Below are 26,795 nucleotides of genomic sequence, written 5' to 3' on the forward strand. Positions count from 1 at the left end.
ACCGAAAGCTGAAGACTCTAAATGAACATACTTGTACTGGGTTCGGGCGGACGCGAACACGCTTTTGCGTGGAAATTAGCGCAAAGTCCATTATGTGATGCCTTGTTTGTTGCCCCCGGTAATGCCGGAACAGCGCAGCTAGCAAACAACTTAGCCGTAGCTTATAACGATTTTGAGGCAGTAGCAACGGCTATTCGCCAGCATACCATTGACTTACTGATTGTTGGTCCGGAAGAGCCGCTCGTCAAAGGCATTGTAAACTTTCTGCGTCGTCAGCCAGACTTGGCTCAACTGCGCATTGTTGGCCCGGACGAGGCTGGTGCGCAACTGGAAGGCAGTAAAGACTTTTCGAAAGGCTTTATGCTCCGGCACGGTATTCCAACGGCCGCATCGCGAACGTTTACGGTCGAGACGCTCCAGGAGGGACTACGTTACCTGGATGAACATTCGCTGCCGGTCGTGCTGAAGGCGGATGGCCTGGCGGCTGGAAAAGGCGTCGTGATTGCCGAAACGGTTGCCGATGCTCAGGCAACCCTCCGTGATATGCTCGACGGGCGAAAGTTTGGTGATGCCGGTAACAAAGTGGTTGTGGAGCAGTTTTTGCGCGGGATTGAGCTGTCGGTCTTTGTTTTAACGGACGGGGTTAACTACAAAATCCTGCCTGAAGCCAAAGATTACAAACGTATCGGTGAAGCCGACACAGGACCTAATACCGGAGGTATGGGGGCTGTGTCGCCCGTAGTGTTCGCTAACGAAAACTTCCTGCGCAAAGTGGAGGAAAAGGTAGTGAAGCCAACACTGGCCGGATTGCAACAGGATGGTATCAGGTATCAGGGATTCATCTTTATTGGATTGATGAATGTAAAAGGAGAGCCTTATGTCATCGAGTACAATGCCCGAATGGGAGATCCGGAAACCGAAGTGGTGCTGCCGCGTGTGCAGAACGACTTTGCGGAGCTGATGATCGCTACCGCCGATGGCGAGCTGGATAAAGTGGCATTACAGGTGTCGTCCCAAACAGCCGTTACGACGGTTGTCGTATCGAATGGGTATCCGGATGTATACGAGAAAGGTAAAATCATTACCGATCTGGAACGTTTGGAAGATGTAACAGCGTTCCACGCTGGTACAATAGCGCAAAATGAACGCGTGTTAACTAACGGCGGTCGGGTATTGGCTCTGACGGCCTTGGCTAATTCGCTCGAAAACGCGGTCCGGAAGTCGCAGGAAGCGGCCCGAACAGTACAATTTGATGGGAAGCAGTATCGGAAAGATATCGGGCTTGACCTGATTCGATACCAGGATTAGTTTTCGGTTTACGGTTAGCGTGGTCGAATGGAAAACCGGAGCGCCAGCCGCTGTAGACCGAAAACTGTAAACGTAAACTATATGGGATGCAAATCGTGCGCAACAGGCGGATGTGGCACCCAACGCGGAGCGGCCGACGGTAAAGAAACGGCCGTGGCAGGATGCTCCAGCGGAGGATGCGGAACCGGTGGTTGTAATAAATTAAACTCGTTCGACTGGCTAAGCGACATGGCAACGCCAGGCTGGCAACGATACGATATAGTAGAGGTTAAATTCAAAGGCGGACGTAAGGATTACTACCGTAACGTTCACCAGCTTGACTTAACAACCGGGGATTTCGTGGTGGTAGAAATGCAGTCGGGCTACCACATGGGCTCAGTTTCGCTACAGGGTGAACTGGTGCGGCTTCAGGTTAAAAAGCGAGGCATCAAAATTTCTGATGATACAAAAGTGATTCATCGGATTGCCACGCAGAAAGATCTGGAAAAACATGAACAGGCCATAAATCGCGATTTACCGACACTGTACAAGGCTCGCGAAATTATTCGCGACCTGAAGTTGAACATGAAGCTGTCTGACGTTGAGTTTCAGTCAGACAATACGAAAGCTACGTTCTACTACTCGTCGGAAGAACGGGTTGATTTCCGGGAGCTGATCAAACTACTGGCGGCCGAGTTTAAAGCCCGGATTGAGATGCGTCAAATTAGCTTGCGGCAGGAGGCCGGCCGGTTAGGCGGTATCGGTTCATGCGGGCGGGAATTATGCTGCTCTACATGGCTAACTGATTTCAAAAACATCGCTACGTCGGCGGCCCGGTACCAGAACCTGTCCCTGAATCCGGCAAAGCTGTCGGGACAATGTGGGCGGTTAAAGTGCTGCCTGAACTATGAGCTGGATACGTATGTGGATGCGCTTCGCGACATTCCGACGATTGATAAACCGTTAGAAACCCAGAAAGGCCGGGCTTATCTGCAAAAGACGGACATTTTCCGCAAGATTATGTGGTTTGGCTACGGCACCGAAAGTACCTGGTATCCGCTGCCAATTGATCGGGTGCTGGAAATCGTGGAGTTAAATAAGCAGGGCATCATTCCGGAGTCATTCGATGTACTGACCCCGGTGGCTGATAAAGAGCCTGTAACCGCAGCGGCCCTGAACAGCGACCTCGATCGGTTGGACAAGAAGTACGCAACCAAGGCGAAAAAGAAGAAAAAGAAGTCAAAAGCCAAAACCGGAAATGCGAACGGAGCACCTGCCCCGCTCAACGGTAAAGCACAATAATCAAAAAGCCCGTCGATCACTGATCGACGGGCTTTTTGATTAAAACAAATCAGCGATTCGGTTCCAGACCCGCCTGGGTAGTTATGAGCACTATACCCTGACGGGCATTACCACCGTATAATTTCAAGGCATCTTCGCCAGGAAGGATTTTTATAGAAACAACCTGCTGCTGCTGTAAACCACGTAACTGAGTGACCGTAGCTACTTTGCCGTTTACTACGTATGTCGGCTTACCGGTTGTTTTAGCTTTCAGCCAGGCTGGCACGACCCGTTGAACCGCGGGATCCTGCTTAGGTAGCGACCTGAAATTTGAGTCCAGCGACATACCGGGCATGATCATAGGCGCCGGTCGTTCGTACGCCGACCGGGTACGCGTCCGGTTAGGCTTGGTAGTGTCCGACCGACTGACAGCATCGGCCGCAGAGTAGCCGAAAGACGTACCGGATAGAACCAGCAGAGCCAATAGCACTCGGAAAGAACGCAGGGAAAGTTTCATATCGCTTCAATTGTCATTACTACAGTAGTTAGACAAAGGAGGACGGGGTTTAGTTTAAGCTGGCATCGGTTTAAAAATCACCCGAATAGAACGGGCTGAATACGTAGTACGAGCTGTCACGTTTAGCCCGTTTGGGGGCTGTCTGGATGTTTAGCTCAAAACGTGATGAGGGTTGGTCTGCTCGGAACCAGTCTGTGAAGGGACGTTCGCGGGTGTATAAACGAGCGACCTCCCGAACATGTACTGACGTTACTTCTTCTGGCTTAACCGGGATGCCATTAATATAAACATCGGTTTTATCGCTGAACTCATCGGAGAGTTTCAAGTGCTGATTTTTCGTGCGTTCAACCAATGCGTTTTTATTATGGAAGAACGTGGCCTCCAGCAACTGATTCATGTTGAACGAATAGGTCTCGCCAAACGGATGCTTTGAGACAGCGGCTGCCTGTAAAAGTGTGAAAAACCGGCTACGCGATTTAGTGAAGGGGAGCAGGTTAGGGCTGGTTTGGATCAGTACACGATACGGCTTCGGTTCATACGCTGCATCTGAGCCGTATTCCAGTTTGCGGAGAACAAACACCTCGTCCACAAATTCAGGGGAAATCTTCTGCAATGCAGCCTCAGATGCCGCTTTGCCATTGATGTATATCAATGTCTCAGCTTTATAATCATCGGCCAAAGCCAACTGATTGTTTTGAACAACGACAACAATTGGTTCGCTTTTCCAAAGCGGGTTGTCTGGTCTATTGTTTTGAAGCGACAAATGGCAGTACCAGTCCTTCTCTTCCAGTTCAAGCACCATCGCCCGGGTTGGGTTGGTAGCTGGCAGAGTGTTATGTCGGAGATTAAGTTCGCGATTGTCCGCTTTATGACGACAGGCGAACAAGGTGGTTATACACAACACTAAGCCTAATAAAGCGTACCGAATCCAGATTGAACGGCCGGAGTTGGGACGGTTCATCATCAAAATGCGCTCCCGCAGGGTTGAACCGTTGAAGTGGTTAGTGAACGAGTACATGGCTGTTGGGAATAAAGCTGCCCTTATGAGGATTGCCCAGTCGTTAGATTTACTTTTAACAAGCTATACTGGTAGGCTTTGGCTTCAACCCCCTCGTTCAATACCGCCCGATCGGCCGAGAATTCGAGCGTTTGGTGAAGGAGCCGTCGAAAGAGGTAAACAGCCGGGTTAATCCAAAAAACGATGCAAAGGAGTTCGGCTGCAACCATATCCAAACTATGCCGTGCACGGACGTGAACGCGCTCATGCCGTAAAATCTGCTCGAGTTCGTCGGGGTCATGCTGGTGTGGGTTAAGCACGACCCACTCAAAAAAAGAAAATGGAGCCGTATCGTTTTCAGCATGTATCAGGGTAAAACCGTCATACTCTTCCCGAAACGTGTGACGTAGCAACTTTATCAGCGATGTTAATTGCCACCCGAACCGTAGCAACAGCAGTAGAACAACAAAGCCATAGCCAAAAACCAGCCAGGTTTGCCAGGGCCAGTTATCGGCGGTGATTGATGAATTGAAGGCTGGATATGTCCGACCATCCGGATACGTGATGATCACCTGTGGGGACTGAACGGTCGGGTCGGGTTGAACACCTGGCGTAATAAGCTGCGCGGTACGCTGCATGGCCGCCCGAACCGGCTGAGGTCGCCAGTCGGGCAGCTCCAGCCATGGTAAAGCGAGGGCGGCTATTAAACCCAGCCAAAGCGTAAGCCGATTCGCATTAAAAGAAGTTTCGCGCCGAAGCAGGCCATAAAAAGCACCGCTTAGAACGGCTATCAGCAGATTGGCCAGCAGGAAGTAGCGCAGCAGTTCCATGCTTACTTTTTGTTTTCGATCATGGACAGGATTTCTCGTAACTCGTCTGCCGAGATTTTCTCGTTTTGAGCAAAGTAGCTTACCAGGTTCTTGTAAGAGTTGTCGAAGTACTCGCCGACTACTTTTTTGAGCACAAACCGGTTTTGGTAGTCCTCCTTGCTGACGATTGGGTAGTACTCGTGGGTGTTTCCATAAACCCGGTGGCCCACGTACCCTTTCTCTTCCAGATTACGGATAATCGTCGATACGGTGTTATAATGCAGAGGGGGATCTGTAAAATGTGGCAGCATGTCTTTGACGTAGGCCTGTTCCATCTTCCACAGTACCTGAATAACCTCTTCTTCCTTGGCAGTTAGTTTCTCCATAAAACAAACCTATAACTATTTCTGTCGTTTACAAACTAACTACGTAGTTTTTTATCGTTTGAAAAGCATAGGACGTGGTTGTAGCTTTGCAAACATTTTACGCTGATATGAAACAATTTGGTTGGCTGATTTTGGTACTTGTTGTTGGTCTTGTTGGGTGCGACCAGAATACAGTTTACAAGGAGTATGTAGATTTTGAAGATGGAAAGTGGGCGGTAAAAAATGCGCCTTCCTTTACATTCCGGATAGACGATGCGTCGATACCCTACAACATCTATTATAACCTACGGAATAGCCTGTCATACGGTTATTATAACCTATATCTAACGCGTTATCTGCGCGATTCATCGGGAAAAGAGATTGAATCCAGATTAGACGAGCTGCTGTTGATGGACCCAAAAACCGGCGAACCAAATGGCGACGGACTCGGTGACCTTTTTGACCATAAAGTACTGATCAAACGAAATTACCGGTTTCCCAAACCGGGGCTGTATACGATTCAAATCCGTCAATACATGCGGCAGGACCCACTATTGAACGTATTGAGTGTGGGGATTACGGTCGAAAAAGCCACTGGAGCCGCTCAATGATGTTGCTTAACCTACTACGCAAGAATCAGTATTTTTTCGTGCCGTATTTGCTGGTGCTGGCTGTTGTTGGAGTATTGCAACTGGTTTATTCGCAGGAGCAGCTCATGCAGTGGGTCAACGTTCGGAATAATCGGTACGCCGACGTTTTCTTCACATATGCAACCTACATGGGCGACGGCGCATTTTTCGTACTTATCTGTACGATTCTTCTTATTCGCTACTGGCGGATAGGTGTCATGGCATTTGTCAGTTTCGCGGTATCGTCCCTAACTTCGATTGCATTGAAGCAACTGGCCTTTCCTAAAGCACTGCGGCCACTGAAACGCCTGGAGCATTCAACGTATGAATACCACCTTATCGAAGGCCTGGATATTCACAGCTATAATAGTTTTCCGTCCGGGCATTCTATTTCTGCCTTTGCCGTGTTTAGTCTGCTGGCGATGCTCGATGACCGTAAAAATCGGAGCTGGATTTGGATACTGCTGGCCGTATTAACGGCCTATTCACGGGTATACCTGTTTCAGCACTTTGTGGAAGATGTTTTTGCCGGTGCCCTGATTGGCGTGGTCTCCTCTGTTGCCGTATATCTTGCCCTGCAGCGGTGGGCTCTTCACAAGAAAGAGACTGTTTAGTCATGAAAAACCCGCTTTTAGTAATTAAAAGCGGGTTTTGAGTCTTATCGTAGCCGGTTCGAATCGCGAACCAGTTTTTCATCCCGGCGAATAAATCGGTTCGCCAAAGCGTTGAAAAGCAGCGCAGCAATGATAGCGTAGAAGCCTAAAAGAAACGTACCCTGATCGGCTGGATTACCGTATTCTTTACCGGCATACAAAGCTCTGTACAGGATAATACCCATGATAGCCGTCAGGAGCAGGGCATTAATGGCGCACAGGCCCGTTTGCAACAGTCGGTTACGAAACTGGAAGATGGCGTAGAGAGCAATAATACCAACCAGTGCCATAAGAAGTCCCAGGTACCAGAGCGGGGTAATTACGTTCGTCAGGCCGGTTTGCTGGCTATACTGCAAAGCCGTCAGTTGAGCGGTTTCCGTAGCACTACCTCCCGCTTTTTGCCAGATTGGATTGGCCAGTGCGACGCCCATCGCTACGGTAATGAGAAACAAAAATATAGTCTGAACGCGTTGAATCATTGGGCCTATTGTTTTGGAGCGCAAAAGTAGCCCAAAACCGAAGATTATGAAAGCAGCTACCCGACTTGTCCTGACTGCCGATGGTTCCCATTCGATATACAGTGAGGAAACGCGACAGCATTATCACTCCGTTCATGGTGCCTGGCAGGAATCCCAGCGTGTGTTTATTGAACTTGGGCTGCAGGAAGCGTTCAACCGATTTTCGGATGAGTCGTCGATACGTATCTTTGAGATGGGGTTTGGTACTGGACTGAATGCGCTGCTAACCGCCAGGGAAGCCGAGCGGCACCAACGTTGTGTTTATTATACTGCCATTGAAGCGTATCCCGTGCCGTTGGACGAGGCCCACCAACTGAACTTTGACCAACTGCTCGATACCAACTACCTGCATCAACTACACGAAGCAGACTGGAACCAGACCGTACAAATTCATCCTTTTTTCTCGTTAACCAAGCTTCACGGACTTTTGCAGGATTTTCGGGCCACCGAGCGTTTTCACCTGATTTATTTCGATGCCTTTGCACCGGAGGCTCAACCCGAACTGTGGACTGAGGCTGTTTTTCGCCAAATGGCAGACATTTTGCAGGCAGGAGGTATACTGACGACTTACTGCTCGAAAGGCTACGTTCAGCGTAATCTGAAGGCGGTGGGCTTCCAGGTAGAAAAACACTCCGGACCGGCCTACAAACGGGAGATTATTCGGGCGGTTAAGCCAGCCTGATTGAAGAGGGAAATATTTTCCCCGCTGGGTCATTTCATTAAATTTAATTCCTTGTTCGAGCGTTACAACAAAAAAGCATGCGCATGAACCGTCTGTTTCTGCTTCTGACCGGCTTACTGCTGTTCGTTCTCAGCTCATTTCGGCCTGACGATTCGCCGAAAGCCGCCCCTAAAAAAATTAAGTGGCTTACTATTCAGCAAGCCTACGAACTGGGTAAGAAAACCCCGAAAAAGTTTGTCATCGATGTCTACACTGACTGGTGTGGCTGGTGTAAGGTCATGGACCGACAGACGTTCACAAATCCGGCCGTAGTAGACTATGTCAACGAAAACTACTACGCCGTTAAGTTCAACGCCGAACAACAGGGCGACGTAACGATCAATAAACAGACCTTTAAATACGTCGGTAGCGCGAGCGGCCGGGGTATTCATGAATTGGCGGCTGCCTTGCTGCGTAATCAGATGAGCTACCCGTCAACGGTGTTCATGGATGAGAAATTTAACCTCATTCAACCAATTGCCGGTTATCTGGAGCCTCGGACATTTCACCAGATCATTACTTACTTTGGAGGAGACTACAACCAGAAGGAACCCTTCGACAAATACAAAGCCGGTACGTACGCCAAACTATATCCCGGCCCTCTGACGGCCAAAGCGGGCGAATAATTCGCCTTCCCAAAATCGGACACGGATCAGACAAATTGCTCGAACTGAAACGGATTAGCTCCGCGACAGTCCCAGCCAGTGTCTGATCCGTGTTCTGTTTTTTTAGCCTGTGTTCTATTAAATTTGTAGTCTGTTTATTAACCCAACACGTAGTTTACATGAGTCAACGAACGATTTGCCTGTCGGCGGCAGTGGTAGCTTTTGGTCTGATGGCCGCAACGCCCCCGACGCTTCCCAAAGATAAAGCTCCGAAGCCTGCTGCTCCGAAGCGGAAGTTCATCGATCCGGAAAACATGGATACGTCGGTGAAGCCAGGCGACAACTTTTATCGGTACGCCAACGGCAACTGGCTGCGTAATAATCCGATCCCGGCGTCAAAAACGTCGTGGGGGAGCTTCAACGAACTGCGCGAAAAAAGCCTTGACGCCATGAAGTCGTTGCTGGAGGAGTCAGCCAAAACGACAACAAAAGGGCGTCTTTATCAGATGGTCGGCGACTTTTACGCCAGCGGCATGGATAGCCTGACCATTGAGAAGCGGGGTTTTGATCCAATCCGCCCTGATCTGGCACGTATCGAAAAAGTAAATAACAAAACCGCTTTCTTCGACGAACTGGCCTACCAGCGAGCGCAGGGAAATGGGATGTTGTTTGGCTTCTTTGTTGCGCAGGATCGTAAAAATGTGAACAAGTACCTGCCCCAGTTCTCGCAGGGTGGTACTACGCTCCCTGACCGGGATTATTATCTGAAAAATGATGCCCGCAGCCAAAAAATCCGTGAAGCGTACCGCGATCACCTGACTAAGATGTTTGTGCTGATTGGTGAAGAACCGACTCAGGCATCGCAGGACGCCGACCTGATCATGCGGCTTGAAACGGCACTGGCCAAAGTACAGATGCCCCGTGTTGAGCTGCGTGACCCATACAAGACGTATAACAAACTGGCGGTGGCGGCCTTCTCCAAGCAAACGCCCGGTATCAATTGGGCTGATCAATTGGTGAAGTATGGTGCCAAGAACCAGGATACGGTTCTAGTACAAAGCCCGGCCTTTTTCCGCTCACTCGACAGCCTGGTTGCGGCCACGCCCGTGGAGGACTTACGGACGTACATGCGTTGGAACATCCTGAAAGGAGCTGCGCCTTACCTCAGCGACGCGTTTGTTAAGCAGAACTTTGCGTTCACACGAGTACTGACCGGACAGAAGGAGCAAACGCCCCGTTGGCAGCGAATTAGTGGTCTGATCGATGGGACGCTCGGCGATCTACTGGGCCAATTATACGTGCAGCAATATTTCAAGCCGGAAGCAAAACAGCGGATGCTGGCTCTGGTTGATAACCTCGAAGCCTCGTATAAAGAGCACATCAAAAACCTCGAGTGGATGAGCGACGATACGAAAAAGCGTGCCCTGACAAAATTGACCTCGTTCAAACGTAAAATTGGCTATCCCGATAAGTGGAAGAACTACGACGGCGTAAACATTGCACGTAATGATTTCTTTGGCAATGTAAAGTCGGCCAGCAAGTGGTCGTATAACTATATGATCAACCGGCTTGGCAAACCGGTAGACAGAACCGAGTGGGGTATGACACCGCCTACCGTGAATGCCTACTACAATCCGGTTAACAATGAAATTGCATTCCCGGCCGCTATCCTGCAGTTCCCGTTCTTTGATTTTGACGCCGATGATGCCGTCAACTACGGTGGAATTGGTGCCGTTATCGGCCACGAGATGACCCACGGTTTTGACGACTCAGGTCGTCAGTACGACGCCGACGGTACGCTCCGTGATTGGTGGACTAAAGAGGATGCCGAAAACTTCAAGCAACGGGCCGGTAAGGTTGAAGCTCAGTTCTTTGGTTATAAAGTACTTGACTCGCTGAAAGTGAATGGAAAGCTGACACTCGGCGAGAACCTAGCTGATCTGGGTGGTCTGGCCATTGCCTACGATGCGTTCAAGAAGACGCCACAAGGCAAGTTAAAGACCAAAATTGATGGATTTACGCCTGATCAACGTTTCTTCTTATCATGGGCGCAAGTGTGGCGCATCAACGTTTTGCCTGAAACGCAGGCTCAGTTGATCTTAACCGATCCACATTCACCTGGTATGTATCGTTGCAACGGCCCCTTATCGAATATAGATGCTTGGTATCAAGCATTTAACGTTCAGCCAGGCGACAAAATGTATAAATCAAAAGAAGAGCGTATCAAGGTTTGGTGATGTGCAATTTTAAGGGAGGCAATTAATTGCCTCCCTTAAAATTGAGCCGGGTAAGCAGAACTGACAAAGAATAACAAAGAATTTTCGCCAGAATTGTTGACAACGTTGTAAAAGCATGTAATTTTGCAACTCCAAACCGGAAAGGGGCGGGCAAATTGTTCTTTAAAAGTATTTTTGGGGAGTTTCCAGAGTGGCCAAATGGATCAGACTGTAAATCTGCTGGCGTACGCCTTCGGAGGTTCGAATCCTCCACTCCCCACAAAAAAGTTTTTAGTTAGAACCTCGATGGTAAACTGAAAACTGATTTGCGGAAGTAGCTCAATTGGTAGAGCGATAGCCTTCCAAGCTATAGGTTGCGGGTTCGAGACCCGTCTTCCGCTCTGGCAACGTTCTGACCACCGCTTAACAGTTATCAACCGATGGCTGTTTTTTGTGTGGATTAGGAATTGCAGATTGCCTTCTTAGCTCAGTGGTAGAGCACTTCCTTGGTAAGGAAGAGGTCGTCGGTTCAAATCCGATAGAAGGCTCAATGTCGTAGCGCTGATAGGATACTATTGGCACGATGAACACAACAAAAAACGGTAATTGCCGTCAACTGTTTGACGTTCACCGGCGACACGGAAAGTAAGTGCTCCAGCAAGGGCACTTTCTTCGTAATAAGCAAGTTCATCCAAAAACCAATAACAGTTCACAATAGCGTTTTAAAAACATGGCAAAAGAGAATTTTGACCGCTCGAAACCGCACGTAAACATTGGTACGATCGGTCACGTTGACCACGGTAAAACGACGCTGACGGCTGCCATTACGAAAGTGCTGGCCGAAAAGGGTCTGGCCGAAAAACGGGATTTTTCTTCGATCGATAACGCCCCGGAAGAAAAGGAGCGTGGTATCACCATCAATACATCGCACGTAGAATATCAAACATCTTCGCGTCACTATGCACACGTTGACTGCCCTGGTCACGCCGACTACGTGAAAAACATGGTAACGGGTGCTGCGCAGATGGATGGTGCTATCCTCGTGGTAGCCGCTACGGATGGTCCGATGCCTCAGACTCGTGAGCACATCCTGCTCGCCCGTCAGGTTGGTGTACCTCAGCTCGTCGTGTTCATGAACAAAGTGGACATGGTGGATGATCCTGAGCTGCTCGAGCTCGTTGAGATGGAAATTCGCGAACTGCTGAGCTTCTACAACTTCGATGGTGACAACATTCCGGTTATTCAGGGTTCAGCTCTGGGTGGTCTGAACGGTGATGCCAAATGGGTAAAAACTATCGAAGAGCTGATGGACGCTGTTGACAGCTTCATCCCGCTGCCTCCGCGTCAGACGGATCTGCCGTTCCTGATGCCGGTGGAAGACGTATTCTCGATCACGGGTCGTGGTACGGTTGCTACAGGTCGTATCGAGCGTGGTATCATCAACTCTGGTGAGCCGGTTGAAATCCTCGGTATGGGCGCTGAGAACCTGAAGTCAGTTGTAACGGGTGTAGAAATGTTCCGGAAAATTCTGGACCGTGGCGAAGCCGGCGACAACGTAGGTCTGCTGCTCCGTGGTATTGAAAAAACGGATATCCGTCGTGGTATGGTTATCTGCAAGCCGGGTTCAGTAACTCCGCATGCTAAATTCAAAGCTGAGGTTTACGTACTGTCTAAAGAAGAAGGTGGCCGTCACACGCCGTTCTTCAACAAGTACCGCCCGCAGTTCTACTTCCGTACTACGGACGTTACGGGTGAGATCACACTGCCTGCTAACGTAGAAATGGTTATGCCTGGTGATAACATCACTATCGAAGTGAGCCTGATCAACAAGATCGCCATGGAGAAAGGTCTTCGTTTCGCAATCCGTGAAGGCGGCCGTACGGTAGGTGCCGGTCAGGTAACAGAAATCCTCGACTAATTAAAATCCTCAAAACAAGTGCATTTCTTATTAGGGATGCACTTGTTTTTTGAGATAATTCAGTAATTTTGCAGTCCGTTTCAGCGGCACTCTGAAACGGACTTTTTTGCGGTGCTCCGTTACGGGTGTAGTTCAAGGGTAGAATAGCGGTCTCCAAAACCGTTGATGGGAGTTCGAATCTCTCCACCCGTGCCAATCCCTTACATACATGGACAAGTTTATCTCGTTTCTGAAATACTCTTGGGAGGAGGTTCAGCACAACGTGACTTGGCCTAAATTCAGCGATCTGCAAGCCAGCTCAACGCTGGTGCTGGTAGCATCGCTGATTTTTGCGCTATTAGTCGGGTTGATTGATTTTGTGTTTGAGAATGGGCTGAACGCATTTTATCAGTCTTTCTAAACGAAGATAGTAATGAGCGGCATCAATTGGTACGTCATACGGGCGGTGTCCGGGCAGGAGAAAAAAATCAAGTCCTACTTAGATAACGAAATCATTCGTCAAAAGTTGGAGGAGGTTGTTCCGCAGGTGTTGATTCCGGCAGAGAAAGTCTACGAAATGCGAAATGGAAAAAAACGCGTTCGTGAAAAGTCTTTCTTTCCTGGATACATTCTGATTTCGGCAGACCTGTCAAATAACCGAGCACTCGACATGATCCTGAATATGCCGGGTGTGCTGGGTTTCCTGGGTAATTCGCAAACAGGAACAAACTCAAAAATTCCAGTTCCTCTTCGTCAATCGGAAGTAAACCGTATCCTGGGTAAGGTTGATGAAGAAACGCAGGAGGTAGCAGTGCCTACCGTTGCTTTCCTGAAAGGGGAATCTGTGAAAGTTGTTGATGGCCCATTCAGTGGCTTCATCGGTACAGTAGAGGAAGTATTTGACGAACGTAAAAAGTTAAACGTCGTCGTGAAGATATTTGGCCGGAGCACTCCGGTAGAACTCAGTTACGCACAAGTAGAAAAAGAGAGTTAGAGTACCTTCGGTTCGTCACAATGATCACTATGCTTCCCTCTGGGTGGTGGTTGCGTTGAGCCGATACAAAGCAGAAAGACGATGGCAAAAGAAGTCGGTGGCTACGTAAAGCTGCAAGTGAAAGGCGGGCAAGCCAACCCTTCACCTCCGATCGGTCCGGCGCTGGGTTCCAAGGGTTTGAACATCATGGAATTCTGCAAGCAGTTTAATGCACGGACGCAGGATAAAATGGGTATGGTGTTGCCGGTACTTATCACGTACTATAAGGACAAGTCCTTTGACTTCGTGATTAAGACTCCGCCCGCGCCGATTATGCTGATGGAAGCGGCTAAACTGAAAGGTGGCTCCGCTCAACCAAACCGGAACAAAGTTGGCTCAGTAACCTGGGATCAAGTTAGAACTATCGCGGAAACGAAGATGCCTGATTTGAATGCCTTTACGGTTGAGTCGGCAATGAAGATGGTGGCCGGTACGGCCCGCAGCATGGGTATCACGGTAACGGGCCAGGCGCCTTTTGAGAAGTAATTAAACTTGCCGAGGCAATTTACAAAAATGGCTAAGTTAACGAAGAAGCAAAAGGAAGCACAATCAAAATACGATGGTACTAAGGAATACTCGCTGGAACAAGCAGCCGGTATTCTGAAGGAGATTTCGTATACGAAGTTTGATGCTTCCGTGGATATTGACGTTCGGTTAGGCGTTGACCCGCGTAAAGCTGACCAAATGGTGCGTGGTGTTGCGACGCTACCCCATGGTACAGGTAAAACGGTGCGCGTTCTGGTGCTGTGCACGCCGGACAAGGAGAACGAAGCGAAGGAGGCAGGTGCTGACTACGTGGGTCTGGATGATTACATTCAGAAGATTGAACAAGGCTGGACGGACGTTGATGTGATTATCACGATGCCGAACGTAATGGCCAAAGTTGGTCGTCTGGGTCGGGTACTGGGACCGCGTGGGCTGATGCCGAACCCTAAATCAGGTACGGTAACGCTCGAAGTTGGTAAAGCTGTTCGCGAGGTGAAAGCTGGTAAAATCGACTTCAAGGTTGACAAAACCGGGATCATTCACACGAGCATTGGTAAGGTATCGTTTACGCCGGACAAATTGGCTGAAAATGCTCAGGAAGTGATTGCTACGTTAATGCGTCTTAAGCCTTCATCGGCGAAAGGTACATACGTGAAGTCAATCTATTTGTCGAGCACAATGAGTCCGAGCGTAACTATTGACAAGGGTACAGTAGCGGGAATATAAAGACATGACACGGGACGAAAAAGGTACGATCATTGAAGAACTGGCTGGTAAGTTTCAAACCATCCCCTTCTTCTATATCACGGAAGCCAGTGGCATGTCGGTTGCAGAAGTCAACCAACTTCGTCGCATGTGCTTTGAGCGGGGAATCGAGTACAAAGTGGTGAAGAATACCTTCATCAAAAAGGCACTTGAAACGCTGGATACGGATTACACGCCGTTCAATGATACGGTGCTGAAAGGGCAATCAGCCGTGATGTTTCACCCTGAGAACCAAAAGGCTCCGGCACAGCTCATCAAAGAATTCCGTAAGACGAATGATAAGCTGCAACTGAAGGGCGCTTCGATCGATTATAGCCTGTTTATTGGTGCTGACCAGCTCGATACGCTGATTGCGTTGAAGAGCAAGCAGGAATTGATCGGCGAAATCATTGGCTTGCTGCAATCACCTGCCAAGAATGTTATTTCTGGTCTGCAGGGCGGTGGCAACAAAATCGCTGGTATCCTCAAAACGCTGTCGGAGCGTGAGGAGGCCGCTTAATTATCCGACATTTATCAACCAACATTGTATCACAATCTAATCAAGAATACTAAAATGGCAGATTTGAAAGCGTTCGCTGAGCAGCTCGTAAACCTGACGGTGAAAGAAGTTAACGAACTGGCTGCTATCCTGAAGGACGAGTATGGTATCGAGCCGGCTGCTGCGGCTCCTGTAATGGTAGCTGGCGGTGCTGCAGGTGGTGGCGAAGCGGCTGCTGCTGCTCCCGAGAAGACGTCTTTCGACGTTATCCTGAAAGCTCCTGGTGCTGGTAAACTGGCTGTTGTTAAGCTGGTGAAAGACCTGACGGGGCTGGGCCTGAAAGAAGCGAAAGAACTTGTTGACGGTGCACCGAAGCCTGTTAAAGAAGGTGTAGCGAAAGACGAAGCCGAAGCGCTGAAGAAGCAACTGGAAGAAGCTGGTGCTGAAGTAGAAGTTAAGTAAGCAGCTGCTTCTCGTATACTACTCCAAGCAGGGGAGGCCTGGCCAACGTCAGGTCTTTTCCTGTTTGGAGACTTTTTGTCTATACACTTGTATATGACAAACTAATTTTTATAGAAATACGTTACGCCTTTACGCCCCTTTGGGTGGGTGACGCCTGGGGTCTGAACGGCCGCTTAATCTAGCGCATTGACAATACTACGTAATGCGCTCATATAGAATCGGTTACGCAACTAAACGAAGCACAATCTTGGCTACAAACGCGAAAACCAACAGTACACGCAAAAATTTTGCGACGATTCAGCCAGTGATTGGGTATCCTGATTTTCTGGATATTCAAGTAAAATCCTTCAAAGATTTTTTCCAGCTCGACACACCTTCGGATCACCGTTCGCAGGAAGGTCTTTACAAAGTTTTTCAAGAGAACTTTCCGATTACGGACTCTCGCGAAAACTTCGTGCTGGAATTTATTGACTACTCAGTTGATCCGCCAAAATACTCAGTAGATGAGTGCATTGACCGGGGATTAACGTATTCAGTGCCTTTGAAAGCCAAACTGCGCCTGTCGAACAATGATCCCGATAACGAGGATTTTGAGACAATTGAGCAGGAGGTGTTCCTGGGTAACATTCCGTACATGACGGAGAAAGGCTCTTTCGTCATTAACGGAGCAGAGCGCGTGATTGTTTCACAATTGCACCGCTCTCCGGGTGTGTTCTTCTCTATGAGTAAGCACACCAACGGTACAAAACTGTATTCAGCCCGTATTATTCCTTTTAAAGGATCGTGGATTGAATTTTCTACGGATGTCAACAATGTCATGTACGCGTACATTGACCGGAAAAAGAAATTCCCGGTAACGACGCTGTTACGTGCTATTGGCTTTGGCTCAGATAAAGACATTCTTGATCTATTCGGTTTGTCTGAAGAGGTACCAGCAACGCCGGCAAACCTGAAAAAGGCAATAGGCCGTCGGTTGGCCGCCCGGGTACTACGTACGTGGACAGAGGACTTTGTGGATGAAGATACGGGGGAGGTAGTATCAATTAGCCGTAATGAGGTGTTGTTGGAACGTGATTCAGCCATTACGGCCGACGATATTGACACTATTACGGATTCTGGTCAGAAATCAGTCATCCTGCATAAGGAAGACATGAACATGGCCGATTACAACATCATCTATAATACGCTGCAGAAAGATAGCTCAAACTCTGAAAAAGAAGCTGTTGAGCAAATCTATCGGCAGTTACGTAACGCTGATGCTCCGGACGAGCAAACTGCACGCGAGATCATTCAAAGCTTATTCTTCTCAGATAAGCGTTATGACCTTGGTGATGTAGGTCGTTATCGAATCAACAAGAAACTTGGTCTGGATATTTCGGCAGATATGAAGGTGCTGACAACGGAGGATATTGTCTCTATTGTAAAGTACCTGATTGGTTTGATCAACTCGAAAGCCGTTGTTGACGACATTGACCACCTCAGCAACCGTCGCGTACGGACAGTAGGTGAGCAGCTATACGCTCAGTTTGGCGTTGGTCTGGCCCGTATGGCCCGGACGATCAAGGAGCGGATGAACGTTCGCGATAACGAAGACTTTAAGCCTGTTGATTTGATCAACGCCCGGACGCTGTCGTCGGTGATTAACTCGTTCTTCGGTACGAACCAGTTGTCGCAGTTCATGGACCAGACCAACCCGCTGGCCGAAGTAACGCACAAGCGTCGTATGTCGGCATTAGGCCCTGGTGGTCTGTCACGTGAGCGGGCAGGTTTCGAAGTTCGCGACGTTCACTATACGCACTATGGTCGTTTATGTACGATTGAAACGCCGGAAGGACCGAACATCGGTTTGATTTCATCACTCTGCGTGTACGCGAAAATCAATAGCATGGGCTTCATCGAAACACCATACCGGGTGATTGAAAACGGTAAGGTGGCAGTTGAGAAGCCAGTGATGTATCTGACAGCCGAAGAAGAAGATTCGCATTATATCGCACAGGCCAACGCCGGTGTTGATCCTAATGGTAATTTCCAGGTCGATCGTCTGAAGGCCCGCTTTGAAGGCGACTTCCCAATGGCTGAGCCGTCGAACGTGACGTACATGGACATTGCGCCGAACCAGATTGTGTCGGTCGCTGCGTCGATGATTCCGTTCCTGGAGCACGACGATGCGAACCGGGCCCTGATGGGATCGAACATGCAACGTCAGGCTGTGCCGCTGCTACGTCCGGAAGCACCAATCGTAGGTACAGGTCTTGAAGGTCGCGTAGCTGTCGACTCACGGACGCTGGTAATTGCCGAGGCTGATGGCGAAATTGAATTTGTTGATTCAACCAAGATTATCGTCAGGTATAATCTTGATGATGACCAACTGGCTATCACGTTCGACGAAGATCGCAAGACGTATAATCTGATTAAGTTCCGCCGGACAAACCAGGATACTTGCATTAACCTTAAGCCGACTGTCCTGAAAGGTCAGAAGGTGAAAAAAGGTGATGTGCTTTGTGAAGGGTACGCCACGCAGGCCGGTGAATTGGCGCTGGGCCGTAACATGAAGGTTGCTTTCATGCCTTGGCAGGGATACAACTTCGAGGACGCCATTGTGATTTCTGAGCGGGTTGTTCGTGAAGATATCTTCACATCAATCCACATAGAAGAGTTCGAACTGGAAGTTCGGGATACGAAGCGAGGTGAGGAAGAACTGACTTCTGAAATACCGAACGTATCGGAAGAAACGGTTCGTAACCTCGATGAAAATGGTATTGTCCGCGTTGGTACGGAGGTGAAGGAAGGCGACATCCTGATTGGTAAGATCACACCGAAAGGAGAAAGCGATCCGACGCCGGAAGAAAAACTGCTGCGGGCTATTTTCGGTGATAAGGCCGGTGATGTGAAGGATGCTTCCAAGAAAGCACCACCGTCATTGAAAGGCGTTGTTATTGATACGAAGCTGTTCTCGCGGCCTTCGAAAGAAGACCGGGGTAAGCATAAGGATGAGGTGAAAGCCCTCATGAAGAAATACGGTCGTGAACTGTCTGCCTTCCGCGATCGGATGATTGAGAAGATGGTGACTTTGCTGGATGGTAAAACCAGCCAGGGCATCCGTCATAAGTTTGGTGATGAGATTATGAGTAAGGGCGTTAAGTTTAACCGTAAGAATATTACGGATAACCTATTCCCTGATCGTAACCCATACCGCGACGAAAGCAGCTACGCTGTACCGGAAGAAGTGAACCTGCTGGCCGACCTGAACCTGGAAGGCTGGACGGATGACTACAAAGTCAACCAGATGGTGATTCAACTGGTGAAGAACTACAACAACCGGCGTAACGAAATTACGGGCCGTTTCAAGCGCGAACGCTTTACGCTGGAAGTTGGAGACGAGCTGCCAGCAGGTATTGTTAAGCTGGCCAAGGTATATATCGCCAAGAAGCGGAAGCTGAAGGTAGGGGATAAGATGGCCGGTCGTCACGGAAACAAAGGGGTTGTTGCCCGGATCGTTCGTGACGAAGATATGCCGTTCCTCGAAGACGGAACGCCGGTGGATATCGTACTGAACCCACTTGGTGTACCTTCCCGGATGAACCTTGGTCAGATCTATGAAACAGTATTGGCGTGGGCTGGTCAAAAACTGAGCCGTAAGTATGCTACGCCAATCTTTGATGGAGCTACCGAGCAGCAGGTTGCCGATGAGCTTGACGCGGCTGGTCTGCCGTCGTTTGGCCGGACGTATCTGTACAATGGTCTGACGGGTGAACGCTTCGACCAGCCAGTAACCGTTGGTATCATTTACATGCTCAAACTCGGTCACTTGGTAGACGACAAGATGCACGCCCGTTCGATTGGCCCGTACTCACTCATTACGCAGCAGCCGTTGGGTGGTAAGGCGCAGTTCGGTGGTCAGCGTTTCGGCGAGATGGAAGTGTGGGCGCTGGAAGCATTCGGCGCTTCGAACATCCTGCAGGAGATCCTGACGGTGAAATCCGACGACGTTGTGGGTCGTGCGAAGGCATATGAGGCTATCGTTAAAGGGGAAAACCTGCCGAAGCCGAATATTCCGGAATCGTTCAACGTACTTGTTCACGAGTTGCGCGGTCTGGCGCTTGAGATTACCTTGGAATAAGGAGAAAAGGAAAAAGGAGGGAAGGAGTAAGGATCTTGTGTCCCTTTCCTCCCTTCTTCCTTTCCTCTCTTCCTCCTTTTAATAAAAATCAAACCTCCAACCAATGTCGTTCAAAAAGAACAAAAAACTCAATAGCGACTTTGCCAGCGTGACGATCAGTCTGGCGTCGCCAGAGTCAATTTTGGAGAGTTCCTACGGCGAGGTGACACAGCCGGAGACGATTAACTACCGGACCTATAAACCCGAAATGGGCGGCTTGTTCTGTGAGCGCATTTTCGGGCCTGTGAAGGACTGGGAGTGTCACTGCGGTAAATACAAGCGTATCCGCTATAAGGGCATCATCTGCGACCGTTGTGGCGTAGAAGTAACCGAGAAGAAGGTTCGTCGGGAGCGGATGGGTCATATTGAACTGGTTGTGCCGGTTGCGCACATCTGGTATTTCCGCAGCTTACCGAACAAAATCGGTTATCTGCTTGGTCTTTCGACCAAAAAGCTTGACCAGATTATCTACTACGAACGGTACGTAGTTATTCAGCCGGGTATCAAAGCCGCCGATGGGATCTCAGAACTTGACTTCCTGACAGAAGACGAGTACCTGGATATTATTGACAAGCTGCCCAGCACGAACCAGCACCTCGATGATAAGGACCCAAACAAATTCATCGCGAAGATGGGGGCCGAAGCGCTGGAGATGCTGTTGTCTCGCTTGGAGCTGGACGAACTATCGTACCAACTCCGTCACGCGGCTGCTACCGATACGTCACAACAACGGAAAGCTGAAGCGCTGAAGCGGTTAAAGGTTGTTGAAGCCTTCCGTGAAGCCAATGGCCGTATTGAGAACCGACCGGAGTGGATGGTAATCAAGATGGTGCCGGTAATTCCGCCTGAGCTGCGCCCCTTGGTGCCTCTCGATGGTGGCCGATTCGCTACGTCCGATTTGAATGACCTGTATCGTCGGGTAATCATCCGGAACAACCGTCTGAAACGCCTGATCGAAATCAAAGCGCCTGAGGTAATTCTGCGTAACGAAAAGCGGATGTTGCAGGAAGCTGTTGACTCGCTGTTCGACAACTCACGGAAAGTGAACGCTGTCCGTTCGGAAGGTAACCGGGCGCTGAAGTCACTGTCCGACATGCTGAAAGGTAAGCAGGGCCGTTTCCGGCAGAACCTGCTCGGTAAGCGTGTTGACTACTCAGGTCGTTCAGTAATCGTCGTTGGTCCTGAATTGAAACTGCACGAGTGTGGTCTGCCGAAGGACATGGCGGCTGAATTGTTCAAGCCGTTCGTTATCCGGAAGCTGATCGAGCGGGGTATTGTTAAGACGGTAAAATCGGCGAAGAAGATCGTTGACCGGAAAGATCCTGTTATCTGGGACATTCTGGAAAACGTACTGAAAGGCCACCCTGTTCTGCTGAACCGTGCTCCGACACTGCACCGCCTGGGTATTCAGGCGTTCCAGCCGAAACTGATCGAAGGGAAAGCGATTCAGCTTCACCCGCTCGTCTGTACGGCCTTCAACGCTGACTTTGACGGTGACCAGATGGCTGTTCACGTACCGCTGGGACAGGAAGCCATTCTGGAAGCGTCAATGCTGATGCTGGCCTCGCACAACATTCTGAACCCTGCCAACGGCGCGCCGATCACGGTACCGTCGCAGGACATGGTGTTGGGTCTGTACTACGTAACGAAAGGCCGTAAATCTACGCCGGAGTATCCAGTGCTGGGCGAGGGCATGACGTTCTATGGCCCCGAAGAAGTGATTATTGCCATTAACGAGGGCAAAGTGTCGAAGCACGCCAACGTCAAGTGCCGTTTGAAAGTACGGGACGAAAAAGGCGAGCTGGTGACTAAACTGATTGATACGGTTGCGGGTCGGGTGTTGTTCAACCAGGCCGTGCCGGAAGAGGTTGGTTACATCAACGAACTGCTGACGAAGAAGAAGCTGCAGCAAATCATTGCGCTGATCTTCAAAATTTCAGGTGGTGCCCGTACGGCTCAGTTCCTCGACGAAATTAAAGAACTTGGATTCCAGATGGCGTTCAAAGGCGGTCTGTCGATCGGCTTGAGCGACGTGAAGGTGCCAGAAGCTAAAAACGGCCTGATCGAAGAAGCGAAGCAGGAAGTAGAAGGTGTATGGCAGAACTACCTGATGGGTCTGATTACGGAAAACGAGCGGTACAACCAGGTTATCGACATCTGGACGCGCGTTAACTCACGGATCACGGAGACGTTGATGAAGCAGTTAGAAGCTGACCAGGGCGGTTTCAACTCAATCTTCATGATGATGCACTCAGGAGCTCGTGGCTCGCGGGAGCAGATTCGTCAGTTGGGTGGTATGCGGGGTCTGATGGCTAAGCCTCAGAAAAACCTGCAAGGCTCCGTCGGCGAAATCATTGAAAACCCGATTCTGTCGAACTTCAAAGAAGGTCTCGACGTATTGGAGTACTTCATCTCAACGCACGGTGCCCGGAAAGGTCTGGCCGATACGGCGTTGAAAACGGCCGATGCCGGTTACCTGACGCGTCGTCTGCACGACGTAGCGCAGGACGTGATCGTGACCGAAGAAGATTGTGGTACACTGCGGGGTATCCAGATTTCGGCACTGAAAGACAACGAGGATATCGTTGAGCCGCTGTCAGAACGTATTCTGGGCCGCACAACTGTACACGATGTATACGACCCGCTGACGAAGGAGTTGATCGTAGGCGCTGGTGAAGAAGTTACCGAAGAAATTGCGGCTGCTATCGATGAAACCAGCATCGAAACGGTTGAGATCCGTTCAGTGCTGACGTGTGAATCACGCCAGGGTGTATGTACGAAGTGTTACGGCCGAAACCTGGCAACGGGCCGGATGGTCGATATTGGTGAAGCGGTTGGTGTGATTGCCTCACAATCGATCGGTGAACCGGGTACCCAGTTGACACTGCGTACGTTCCACGTTGGTGGTACCGCGTCAAACATCGCCGTTGATGCCTCGATTAAAGCCAAGTTTGACGGTCTCATCGAGTTTGAAGAAATGCGGACGGTTCAATCGGAAGACAACGAAGGAAACCCGCAAACGGTCGTTATGGGCCGTTCGGGCGAAGTTCGGATTGTAAATCCGGAAGACCGCAATCAGATTTATATCAGCAACAACGTTCCTTATGGTGCGTTCCTGCGGGTGAAGGATGGCGACATGGTGAAGAAAGGCGACGACATTTGCGCCTGGGATCCATACAACGCCGTAATTCTATCCGAACTGACAGGTACGCTGACCTTTGACGCGATTGAAGATGGTATCACTTACCGTGAGGAGTTTGACGAACAGACAGGCTTCCAGGAGAAAGTGATTATCGAAAGCCGCGACAAGACCAAGAACCCGGCCATCGTTGTGAGTGGCACCAGCACACTGCTGTTGCACCTTGATGAAACCGGTAACGGTCAGGTACAGAAGGGATATAACCTACCAGTTGGATCACGTCTGGTTGTAAAAGAGGGTCAGTCTATTAAAGCTGGTCAGCCACTCGCGAAGATTCCGCGTAACGTTGGTAAAACTCGTGACATTACGGGTGGTCTGCCACGGGTAACGGAATTGTTCGAAGCACGTAACCCGTCGAACCCGGCTGTTGTGAGTGAGATTGACGGTGTCGTAACGTACGGTACGATCAAGCGTGGTAACCGTGAGATCTACATCGAATCGAAAGACGGTACCCGGAAGAAGTACCTTGTGCCGCTGTCGAAGTTTATCCTTGTACAGGACAATGACTTCGTACGGGCTGGTGCTCCGCTGTCGGACGGTGCTATTACGCCGAGCGACATCCTGGCAATCAAAGGACCAACAGCGGTTCAGGAGTATCTGGTGAACGAGATTCAGGAAGTGTACCGACTACAGGGTGTGAAAATCAACGATAAGCACATCGAAGCCATCGTGCGTCAGATGATGCAAAAAGTTGAGATCATCGACTCAGGGGATACCAACTTCCTCGAAGGCCAGGTGGTCGATAAGTGGGCTTTCCGCGAAGAGAACGATAAAGTGCTCGATGCGAAGGTAGTTGTCGATGCAGGTGATTCTGAGAACCTGAAGCCGGGTATGATTGTATCGTCACGCCGTCTGCGCGATGAGAACTCAAGCCTGAAACGTCGGGATATGGCGCTCGTACAAGTACGTGACGCTATGGCTGCCGTATCGCAACCAACGTTGCTGGGTATTACGCAGGCGTCGTTGGGTACAGACAGCTTCCTGTCAGCCGCGTCCTTCCAGGAAACCACCAAGGTATTGAGCGAAGCCTCGATTCGGGGTAAGCAGGATACGCTGAATGGTCTGAAAGAGAATATCATCGTTGGGCACCTGGTGCCGGCCGGTACGGGGATCCGTCGCTATCAGCAAGCCATTGTCGGCTCGAAAGAGGAACTGGATACCATTACCGAATCGCGCGAGCAGTTTGCACGTAGCAAGCGCCGGGCAACAGTGTAAGGTTAGCCTAAATAGAGTAGAAAGTAGGGTCAGGCCAGTTGGCCTGACCCTTTTTTATAAACCTACCTCAACATGAATACGCAAGAACCTAACAATGAGGGTTCGATTGACGTCGAACTAACCGAAGAAATCGCTGAAGGTATTTACGCCAATCTGGCCATGATTGCCCATTCCAACAGTGAGTTCATCCTGGACTTTATTCGGTTGATGCCCGGTGTTCCTAAGGCGAAAGTAAAAGCCCGCATCATCCTGACGCCGGAACATGCCAAGCGACTGCTGGATGCACTGCGTGAAAACATTAGTCGGTACGAAGAAGCGTATGGCGGAATCAATCAGCCAACGGATACATTCCGTTTTCCCTCAGGCTTTAGCGGGCCGGTGGGGCAGGCGTAGGTTGGTTTGTGGTTTATAGTTTGAGTTGATCGAATAATAACTCCAGACTACGTACTAAATACCAGCTCATGCATTGACATTCAGCCACTTTTCGCTATCTTTGCACCTCAAATTTCGAGAAGACTGTTTTTTGTAACCAAATTAAGTATGCCTACCATACAACAATTAGTACGCAAAGGCCGTGAAAAACTGGAGTTTAAGTCGAAATCTCCGGCTCTTGACGCCTGCCCTCAACGTCGGGGTGTGTGTACGCGTGTGTACACAACGACGCCTAAAAAGCCGAACTCAGCGCTGCGCAAAGTAGCTCGGGTACGGTTGTCGAACAACAAAGAAGTTAACGCCTACATTCCTGGCGAAGGCCACAACCTGCAGGAGCACTCAATCGTGCTGATCCGCGGAGGCCGGGTGAAAGACCTGCCGGGTGTTCGTTACCACATTGTACGTGGAGCGCTCGATACGGCCGGTGTAAATGGTCGTCTGCAAAGCCGCTCGAAATACGGTGCCAAACGTCCGAAACCAGGTCAGGCTCCGGCAGCCGGCAAAGGTGCGCCAGCAAAAGGTAAAAAGAAATAATTAACAAAATCTGACTGGGCGTGAAGATGAAGTATGGACACGTTCAGAGTAAGACCAAAAATCTGAAGACACAATGAGAAAGGCGAAACCGCCCAAGCGTTACGTGTTACCCGACCCTAAGTTTAAAGAGGTCCTGGTAACCAAATTTGTGAACAACCTGATGTACGAGGGCAAGAAAAGCCTTGCGTACTCTATCTTCTACGATGCCCTTGAGGTTGTGGCTAAGCGTACAAACGACAATGGCCTGGAGATATGGAAGAAGGCGTTGAACAACGTTATGCCGTCGGTCGAAGTTAAGAGCCGTCGCGTTGGTGGTGCTACGTTTCAGGTACCCACCGAAGTACGGGCAGATCGGAAAGTCTCGGTAGGCATGAAATGGCTGATCCGCTATGCTCGTTCGCGGGGTGAAAAAACAATGGTAGACCGACTGGCTGCTGAAATCATTGCTGCATCAAAAGGTGAAGGTGCTGCTGTGAAGAAGAAAGATGATACGCACCGTATGGCAGAAGCAAACAAGGCGTTCTCGCACTTCCGGTTCTAATCAGCCTGTTCATAGATTAACTGTCAAAAGCCATCCAACATTGGATGGCTTTTGTAGTTTTGTGAGGTATGACGACCTTAGAAAACGACCAGCTCAGGGTTAGTATCCGGCCAAAAGGCGCTGAACTGACATCTATCTTTCATAAGCCGACTAATACCGAACACCTCTGGCAGGCTGATCCATCGGTATGGGGCTGGCACGCGCCGAACCTGTTTCCGATAGTAGGTGGTTGCCTGAACAACCAATTGAACATTCAGGGGAAAAGCTACCCGATGGAACGACATGGCTTTGCGCGTCAATCAACGTTCATGCTGGTTGAATCTACTACATCACATGCCGTGTTTTCTTTGACGTCAAACAGCCAGACAGAAGCTGCTTACCCGTATCGTTTTGAATTTCAGGTTATCTATGAACTCAACGAGTCGACCATTCAGGTAACGTACCGGGTGCAAAACGAGGATCAGCAGACAATGTACTTTTCTGTTGGAGCCCATCCCGCTTTTCGTGTACCTTTTAACGAAGACGAGGACTACGAAGATTACTTCATTGAGTTCGATAAAGAAGAGGAATTGCATACTCATGTTTTGTCATCAGCCGGATTGTTTACGGGCGAAACCCGTCCTGTTGCGCTGGAAGCTGAAGATACGCGACTGCCACTAACAAAACATTTGTTTGATCAGGATGCGCTTGTTTTCAAATCGTTGAACTCCCGTCAGGTTTCTCTCAAAAGCTGGAAACATAGCAAAGCAGTCACGCTCGATTTTGCCGACTTTCCTTACTTGGGTATCTGGGCTAAACCGGGCGCACCTTTTGTATGTATTGAACCCTGGCTTGGATGCGCCGACAGCGAAGGACAACCAGTGCCAATTCAGGAGAAAGAAGCGATTCAGCACATCGGGGCGGGGGGCGTATTTAATGCATCATTTTCCATCCGAATCACCGAAGAAATATTGCTGTAAACAAAAGACCCGGGCGAACTCGCCCGGGTCTTTTGTT

25 protein-coding genes and 4 tRNA genes are annotated in these 26,795 nt (G+C 49.7%); 24 read left to right on the plus strand and 5 right to left on the minus strand.

The genetic code is table 11. The features are described 5' to 3' along the window. Window positions 1-21 precede the first annotated feature (21 nt). Window positions 22-1,308: a phosphoribosylamine--glycine ligase gene (purD, locus tag BN8_RS28195; protein ID WP_009285360.1), complete on the plus strand. Its 1,287-nt coding sequence runs from the start codon at window positions 22-24 to the stop codon at window positions 1,306-1,308. A gap of 81 nt (window positions 1,309-1,389) precedes the next feature. After that, entirely contained in the window at window positions 1,390-2,589 is a 1,200-nt protein-coding gene (locus tag BN8_RS28200) for a PSP1 domain-containing protein (protein ID WP_083882547.1), read from the plus strand. 49 nt (window positions 2,590-2,638) lie between these two features. Here the strand turns inward: BN8_RS28200 and BN8_RS28205 are convergent, their stop codons facing one another. The 4 genes from BN8_RS28205 to BN8_RS28220 form a co-directional block, all read right to left on the minus strand. Next, window positions 2,639-3,085: a hypothetical protein gene (locus tag BN8_RS28205; RefSeq protein ID WP_009285362.1), complete on the minus strand. Its 447-nt coding sequence runs from the start codon at window positions 3,083-3,085 to the stop codon at window positions 2,639-2,641. Window positions 3,086-3,155: 70 nt separating this feature from the next. Continuing rightward, window positions 3,156-3,887, minus strand: a complete 732-nt coding sequence (locus BN8_RS28210; RefSeq protein WP_229368425.1) for a hypothetical protein — start codon at window positions 3,885-3,887, stop codon at window positions 3,156-3,158. A gap of 239 nt (window positions 3,888-4,126) precedes the next feature. Then, a complete protein-coding gene (locus tag BN8_RS28215; protein WP_009285364.1) occupies window positions 4,127-4,912 on the minus strand; it encodes a M56 family metallopeptidase in 786 nt (261 codons plus the stop codon). A 2-nt stretch (window positions 4,913-4,914) separates the two neighbouring features. After that, complete coding sequence (locus BN8_RS28220; protein WP_009285365.1) at window positions 4,915-5,277, minus strand: BlaI/MecI/CopY family transcriptional regulator; 363 nt, start codon at window positions 5,275-5,277, stop codon at window positions 4,915-4,917. 107 nt (window positions 5,278-5,384) lie between these two features. On the opposite strand from BN8_RS28220, the gene BN8_RS28225 reads away from it, so the two are divergent. Further along, on the plus strand, window positions 5,385-5,867 hold the full coding sequence (locus BN8_RS28225) for a gliding motility lipoprotein GldH (RefSeq protein WP_009285366.1): 483 nt from the start codon (window positions 5,385-5,387) through the stop codon (window positions 5,865-5,867). Continuing rightward, window positions 5,864-6,499: a phosphatase PAP2 family protein gene (locus BN8_RS28230; protein WP_009285367.1), complete on the plus strand. Its 636-nt coding sequence runs from the start codon at window positions 5,864-5,866 to the stop codon at window positions 6,497-6,499. Before BN8_RS28225 ends, BN8_RS28230 begins: the two co-directional genes overlap by 4 nt. A 44-nt stretch (window positions 6,500-6,543) precedes the next feature. On the opposite strand, the gene BN8_RS28235 is transcribed toward BN8_RS28230, so the two are convergent. Then, entirely contained in the window at window positions 6,544-7,017 is a 474-nt protein-coding gene (locus BN8_RS28235; protein ID WP_009285368.1) for a DUF4293 domain-containing protein, read from the minus strand. 46 nt (window positions 7,018-7,063) lie between these two features. On the opposite strand from BN8_RS28235, the gene mnmC2 reads away from it, so the two are divergent. The 20 genes from mnmC2 to BN8_RS28335 all read left to right on the plus strand — a co-directional run bounded on the left by mnmC2 (window position 7,064) and on the right by BN8_RS28335 (window position 26,758). After that, window positions 7,064-7,738, plus strand: a complete 675-nt coding sequence (gene mnmC2, locus BN8_RS28240) for a tRNA (5-methylaminomethyl-2-thiouridine)(34)-methyltransferase MnmC2 (RefSeq protein ID WP_009285369.1) — start codon at window positions 7,064-7,066, stop codon at window positions 7,736-7,738. A gap of 83 nt (window positions 7,739-7,821) precedes the next feature. Next, window positions 7,822-8,403: a thioredoxin family protein gene (locus BN8_RS28245; RefSeq protein ID WP_040006991.1), complete on the plus strand. Its 582-nt coding sequence runs from the start codon at window positions 7,822-7,824 to the stop codon at window positions 8,401-8,403. A gap of 209 nt (window positions 8,404-8,612) precedes the next feature. After that, on the plus strand, window positions 8,613-10,619 hold the full coding sequence (locus BN8_RS28250) for a M13 family metallopeptidase (protein WP_051041166.1): 2,007 nt from the start codon (window positions 8,613-8,615) through the stop codon (window positions 10,617-10,619). Window positions 10,620-10,795: 176 nt separating this feature from the next. Then, a tRNA-Tyr gene (locus BN8_RS28255) sits at window positions 10,796-10,878 on the plus strand. 48 nt (window positions 10,879-10,926) lie between these two features. Then, window positions 10,927-10,999, plus strand: a tRNA-Gly gene (locus BN8_RS28260). A gap of 75 nt (window positions 11,000-11,074) precedes the next feature. After that, window positions 11,075-11,146: transfer RNA gene (locus BN8_RS28265), tRNA-Thr, on the plus strand. Between the two features lie 182 nt (window positions 11,147-11,328). After that, complete coding sequence (gene tuf / locus BN8_RS28270) at window positions 11,329-12,516, plus strand: elongation factor Tu (protein WP_009285372.1); 1,188 nt, start codon at window positions 11,329-11,331, stop codon at window positions 12,514-12,516. Window positions 12,517-12,637: 121 nt separating this feature from the next. Beyond that, window positions 12,638-12,711: transfer RNA gene (locus BN8_RS28275), tRNA-Trp, on the plus strand. A 13-nt stretch (window positions 12,712-12,724) separates the two neighbouring features. After that, on the plus strand, window positions 12,725-12,916 hold the full coding sequence (gene secE / locus BN8_RS28280; RefSeq protein ID WP_009285373.1) for a preprotein translocase subunit SecE: 192 nt from the start codon (window positions 12,725-12,727) through the stop codon (window positions 12,914-12,916). A gap of 12 nt (window positions 12,917-12,928) precedes the next feature. Then, window positions 12,929-13,489, plus strand: coding sequence for a transcription termination/antitermination protein NusG (gene nusG / locus BN8_RS28285; protein WP_009285374.1), 561 nt, complete (start codon window positions 12,929-12,931; stop codon window positions 13,487-13,489). Window positions 13,490-13,570: 81 nt separating this feature from the next. Beyond that, window positions 13,571-14,014 carry a 50S ribosomal protein L11 gene (gene rplK / locus BN8_RS28290; RefSeq protein ID WP_009285375.1) on the plus strand — a complete coding sequence of 148 codons (444 nt, stop codon included), beginning with the start codon at window positions 13,571-13,573 and terminating at the stop codon, window positions 14,012-14,014. 27 nt (window positions 14,015-14,041) lie between these two features. After that, window positions 14,042-14,740 carry a 50S ribosomal protein L1 gene (rplA, locus tag BN8_RS28295; RefSeq protein WP_009285376.1) on the plus strand — a complete coding sequence of 233 codons (699 nt, stop codon included), beginning with the start codon at window positions 14,042-14,044 and terminating at the stop codon, window positions 14,738-14,740. A gap of 4 nt (window positions 14,741-14,744) precedes the next feature. Continuing rightward, window positions 14,745-15,278, plus strand: a complete 534-nt coding sequence (rplJ, locus tag BN8_RS28300) for a 50S ribosomal protein L10 (protein ID WP_009285377.1) — start codon at window positions 14,745-14,747, stop codon at window positions 15,276-15,278. 54 nt (window positions 15,279-15,332) lie between these two features. Further along, complete coding sequence (gene rplL / locus BN8_RS28305; RefSeq protein WP_009285378.1) at window positions 15,333-15,719, plus strand: 50S ribosomal protein L7/L12; 387 nt, start codon at window positions 15,333-15,335, stop codon at window positions 15,717-15,719. A gap of 247 nt (window positions 15,720-15,966) precedes the next feature. After that, complete coding sequence (gene rpoB / locus BN8_RS28310) at window positions 15,967-19,839, plus strand: DNA-directed RNA polymerase subunit beta (protein WP_040006993.1); 3,873 nt, start codon at window positions 15,967-15,969, stop codon at window positions 19,837-19,839. 103 nt (window positions 19,840-19,942) lie between these two features. After that, complete coding sequence (gene rpoC / locus BN8_RS28315) at window positions 19,943-24,292, plus strand: DNA-directed RNA polymerase subunit beta' (protein WP_009285380.1); 4,350 nt, start codon at window positions 19,943-19,945, stop codon at window positions 24,290-24,292. A gap of 72 nt (window positions 24,293-24,364) precedes the next feature. Beyond that, window positions 24,365-24,685 carry a DUF3467 domain-containing protein gene (locus BN8_RS28320; protein WP_009285381.1) on the plus strand — a complete coding sequence of 107 codons (321 nt, stop codon included), beginning with the start codon at window positions 24,365-24,367 and terminating at the stop codon, window positions 24,683-24,685. A gap of 147 nt (window positions 24,686-24,832) precedes the next feature. Further along, entirely contained in the window at window positions 24,833-25,258 is a 426-nt protein-coding gene (rpsL, locus tag BN8_RS28325) for a 30S ribosomal protein S12 (RefSeq protein WP_009285382.1), read from the plus strand. Between the two features lie 73 nt (window positions 25,259-25,331). Further along, window positions 25,332-25,799, plus strand: coding sequence for a 30S ribosomal protein S7 (gene rpsG / locus BN8_RS28330; protein WP_009285383.1), 468 nt, complete (start codon window positions 25,332-25,334; stop codon window positions 25,797-25,799). Window positions 25,800-25,867: 68 nt separating this feature from the next. Continuing rightward, the gene (locus BN8_RS28335) at window positions 25,868-26,758 is read left to right on the plus strand and encodes an aldose 1-epimerase family protein (RefSeq protein WP_009285384.1); all 891 of its coding nucleotides are present in this window, start codon (window positions 25,868-25,870) and stop codon (window positions 26,756-26,758) included. Window positions 26,759-26,795: the final 37 nt, after the last annotated feature.

The sequence above is a fragment of the Fibrisoma limi BUZ 3 genome, from assembly GCF_000296815.2.
In the GTDB taxonomy this organism is placed as follows: Bacteria; Bacteroidota; Bacteroidia; order Cytophagales; family Spirosomataceae; genus Fibrisoma; species Fibrisoma limi.

What these genes read in the sequence shown, in the direction of transcription:
- purD (WP_009285360.1), top strand. Translation starts at nt 22, where the DNA reads ATGAACATACTTGTACTGGGTTCGGGCGGACGCGAACACGCTTTTGCG.
- BN8_RS28200 (WP_083882547.1), top strand. Translation starts at nt 1,390, where the DNA reads ATGGGATGCAAATCGTGCGCAACAGGCGGATGTGGCACCCAACGCGGA.
- BN8_RS28205 (WP_009285362.1), bottom strand. Translation starts at nt 3,085, where the DNA reads ATGAAACTTTCCCTGCGTTCTTTCCGAGTGCTATTGGCTCTGCTGGTT.
- BN8_RS28210 (WP_229368425.1), bottom strand. Translation starts at nt 3,887, where the DNA reads ATGGTGCTTGAACTGGAAGAGAAGGACTGGTACTGCCATTTGTCGCTT.
- BN8_RS28215 (WP_009285364.1), bottom strand. Translation starts at nt 4,912, where the DNA reads ATGGAACTGCTGCGCTACTTCCTGCTGGCCAATCTGCTGATAGCCGTT.
- BN8_RS28220 (WP_009285365.1), bottom strand. Translation starts at nt 5,277, where the DNA reads ATGGAGAAACTAACTGCCAAGGAAGAAGAGGTTATTCAGGTACTGTGG.
- BN8_RS28225 (WP_009285366.1), top strand. Translation starts at nt 5,385, where the DNA reads ATGAAACAATTTGGTTGGCTGATTTTGGTACTTGTTGTTGGTCTTGTT.
- BN8_RS28230 (WP_009285367.1), top strand. Translation starts at nt 5,864, where the DNA reads ATGATGTTGCTTAACCTACTACGCAAGAATCAGTATTTTTTCGTGCCG.
- BN8_RS28235 (WP_009285368.1), bottom strand. Translation starts at nt 7,017, where the DNA reads ATGATTCAACGCGTTCAGACTATATTTTTGTTTCTCATTACCGTAGCG.
- mnmC2 (WP_009285369.1), top strand. Translation starts at nt 7,064, where the DNA reads ATGAAAGCAGCTACCCGACTTGTCCTGACTGCCGATGGTTCCCATTCG.
- BN8_RS28245 (WP_040006991.1), top strand. Translation starts at nt 7,822, where the DNA reads ATGAACCGTCTGTTTCTGCTTCTGACCGGCTTACTGCTGTTCGTTCTC.
- BN8_RS28250 (WP_051041166.1), top strand. Translation starts at nt 8,613, where the DNA reads ATGGCCGCAACGCCCCCGACGCTTCCCAAAGATAAAGCTCCGAAGCCT.
- tuf (WP_009285372.1), top strand. Translation starts at nt 11,329, where the DNA reads ATGGCAAAAGAGAATTTTGACCGCTCGAAACCGCACGTAAACATTGGT.
- secE (WP_009285373.1), top strand. Translation starts at nt 12,725, where the DNA reads ATGGACAAGTTTATCTCGTTTCTGAAATACTCTTGGGAGGAGGTTCAG.
- nusG (WP_009285374.1), top strand. Translation starts at nt 12,929, where the DNA reads ATGAGCGGCATCAATTGGTACGTCATACGGGCGGTGTCCGGGCAGGAG.
- rplK (WP_009285375.1), top strand. Translation starts at nt 13,571, where the DNA reads ATGGCAAAAGAAGTCGGTGGCTACGTAAAGCTGCAAGTGAAAGGCGGG.
- rplA (WP_009285376.1), top strand. Translation starts at nt 14,042, where the DNA reads ATGGCTAAGTTAACGAAGAAGCAAAAGGAAGCACAATCAAAATACGAT.
- rplJ (WP_009285377.1), top strand. Translation starts at nt 14,745, where the DNA reads ATGACACGGGACGAAAAAGGTACGATCATTGAAGAACTGGCTGGTAAG.
- rplL (WP_009285378.1), top strand. Translation starts at nt 15,333, where the DNA reads ATGGCAGATTTGAAAGCGTTCGCTGAGCAGCTCGTAAACCTGACGGTG.
- rpoC (WP_009285380.1), top strand. Translation starts at nt 19,943, where the DNA reads ATGTCGTTCAAAAAGAACAAAAAACTCAATAGCGACTTTGCCAGCGTG.
- BN8_RS28320 (WP_009285381.1), top strand. Translation starts at nt 24,365, where the DNA reads ATGAATACGCAAGAACCTAACAATGAGGGTTCGATTGACGTCGAACTA.
- rpsL (WP_009285382.1), top strand. Translation starts at nt 24,833, where the DNA reads ATGCCTACCATACAACAATTAGTACGCAAAGGCCGTGAAAAACTGGAG.
- rpsG (WP_009285383.1), top strand. Translation starts at nt 25,332, where the DNA reads ATGAGAAAGGCGAAACCGCCCAAGCGTTACGTGTTACCCGACCCTAAG.
- BN8_RS28335 (WP_009285384.1), top strand. Translation starts at nt 25,868, where the DNA reads ATGACGACCTTAGAAAACGACCAGCTCAGGGTTAGTATCCGGCCAAAA.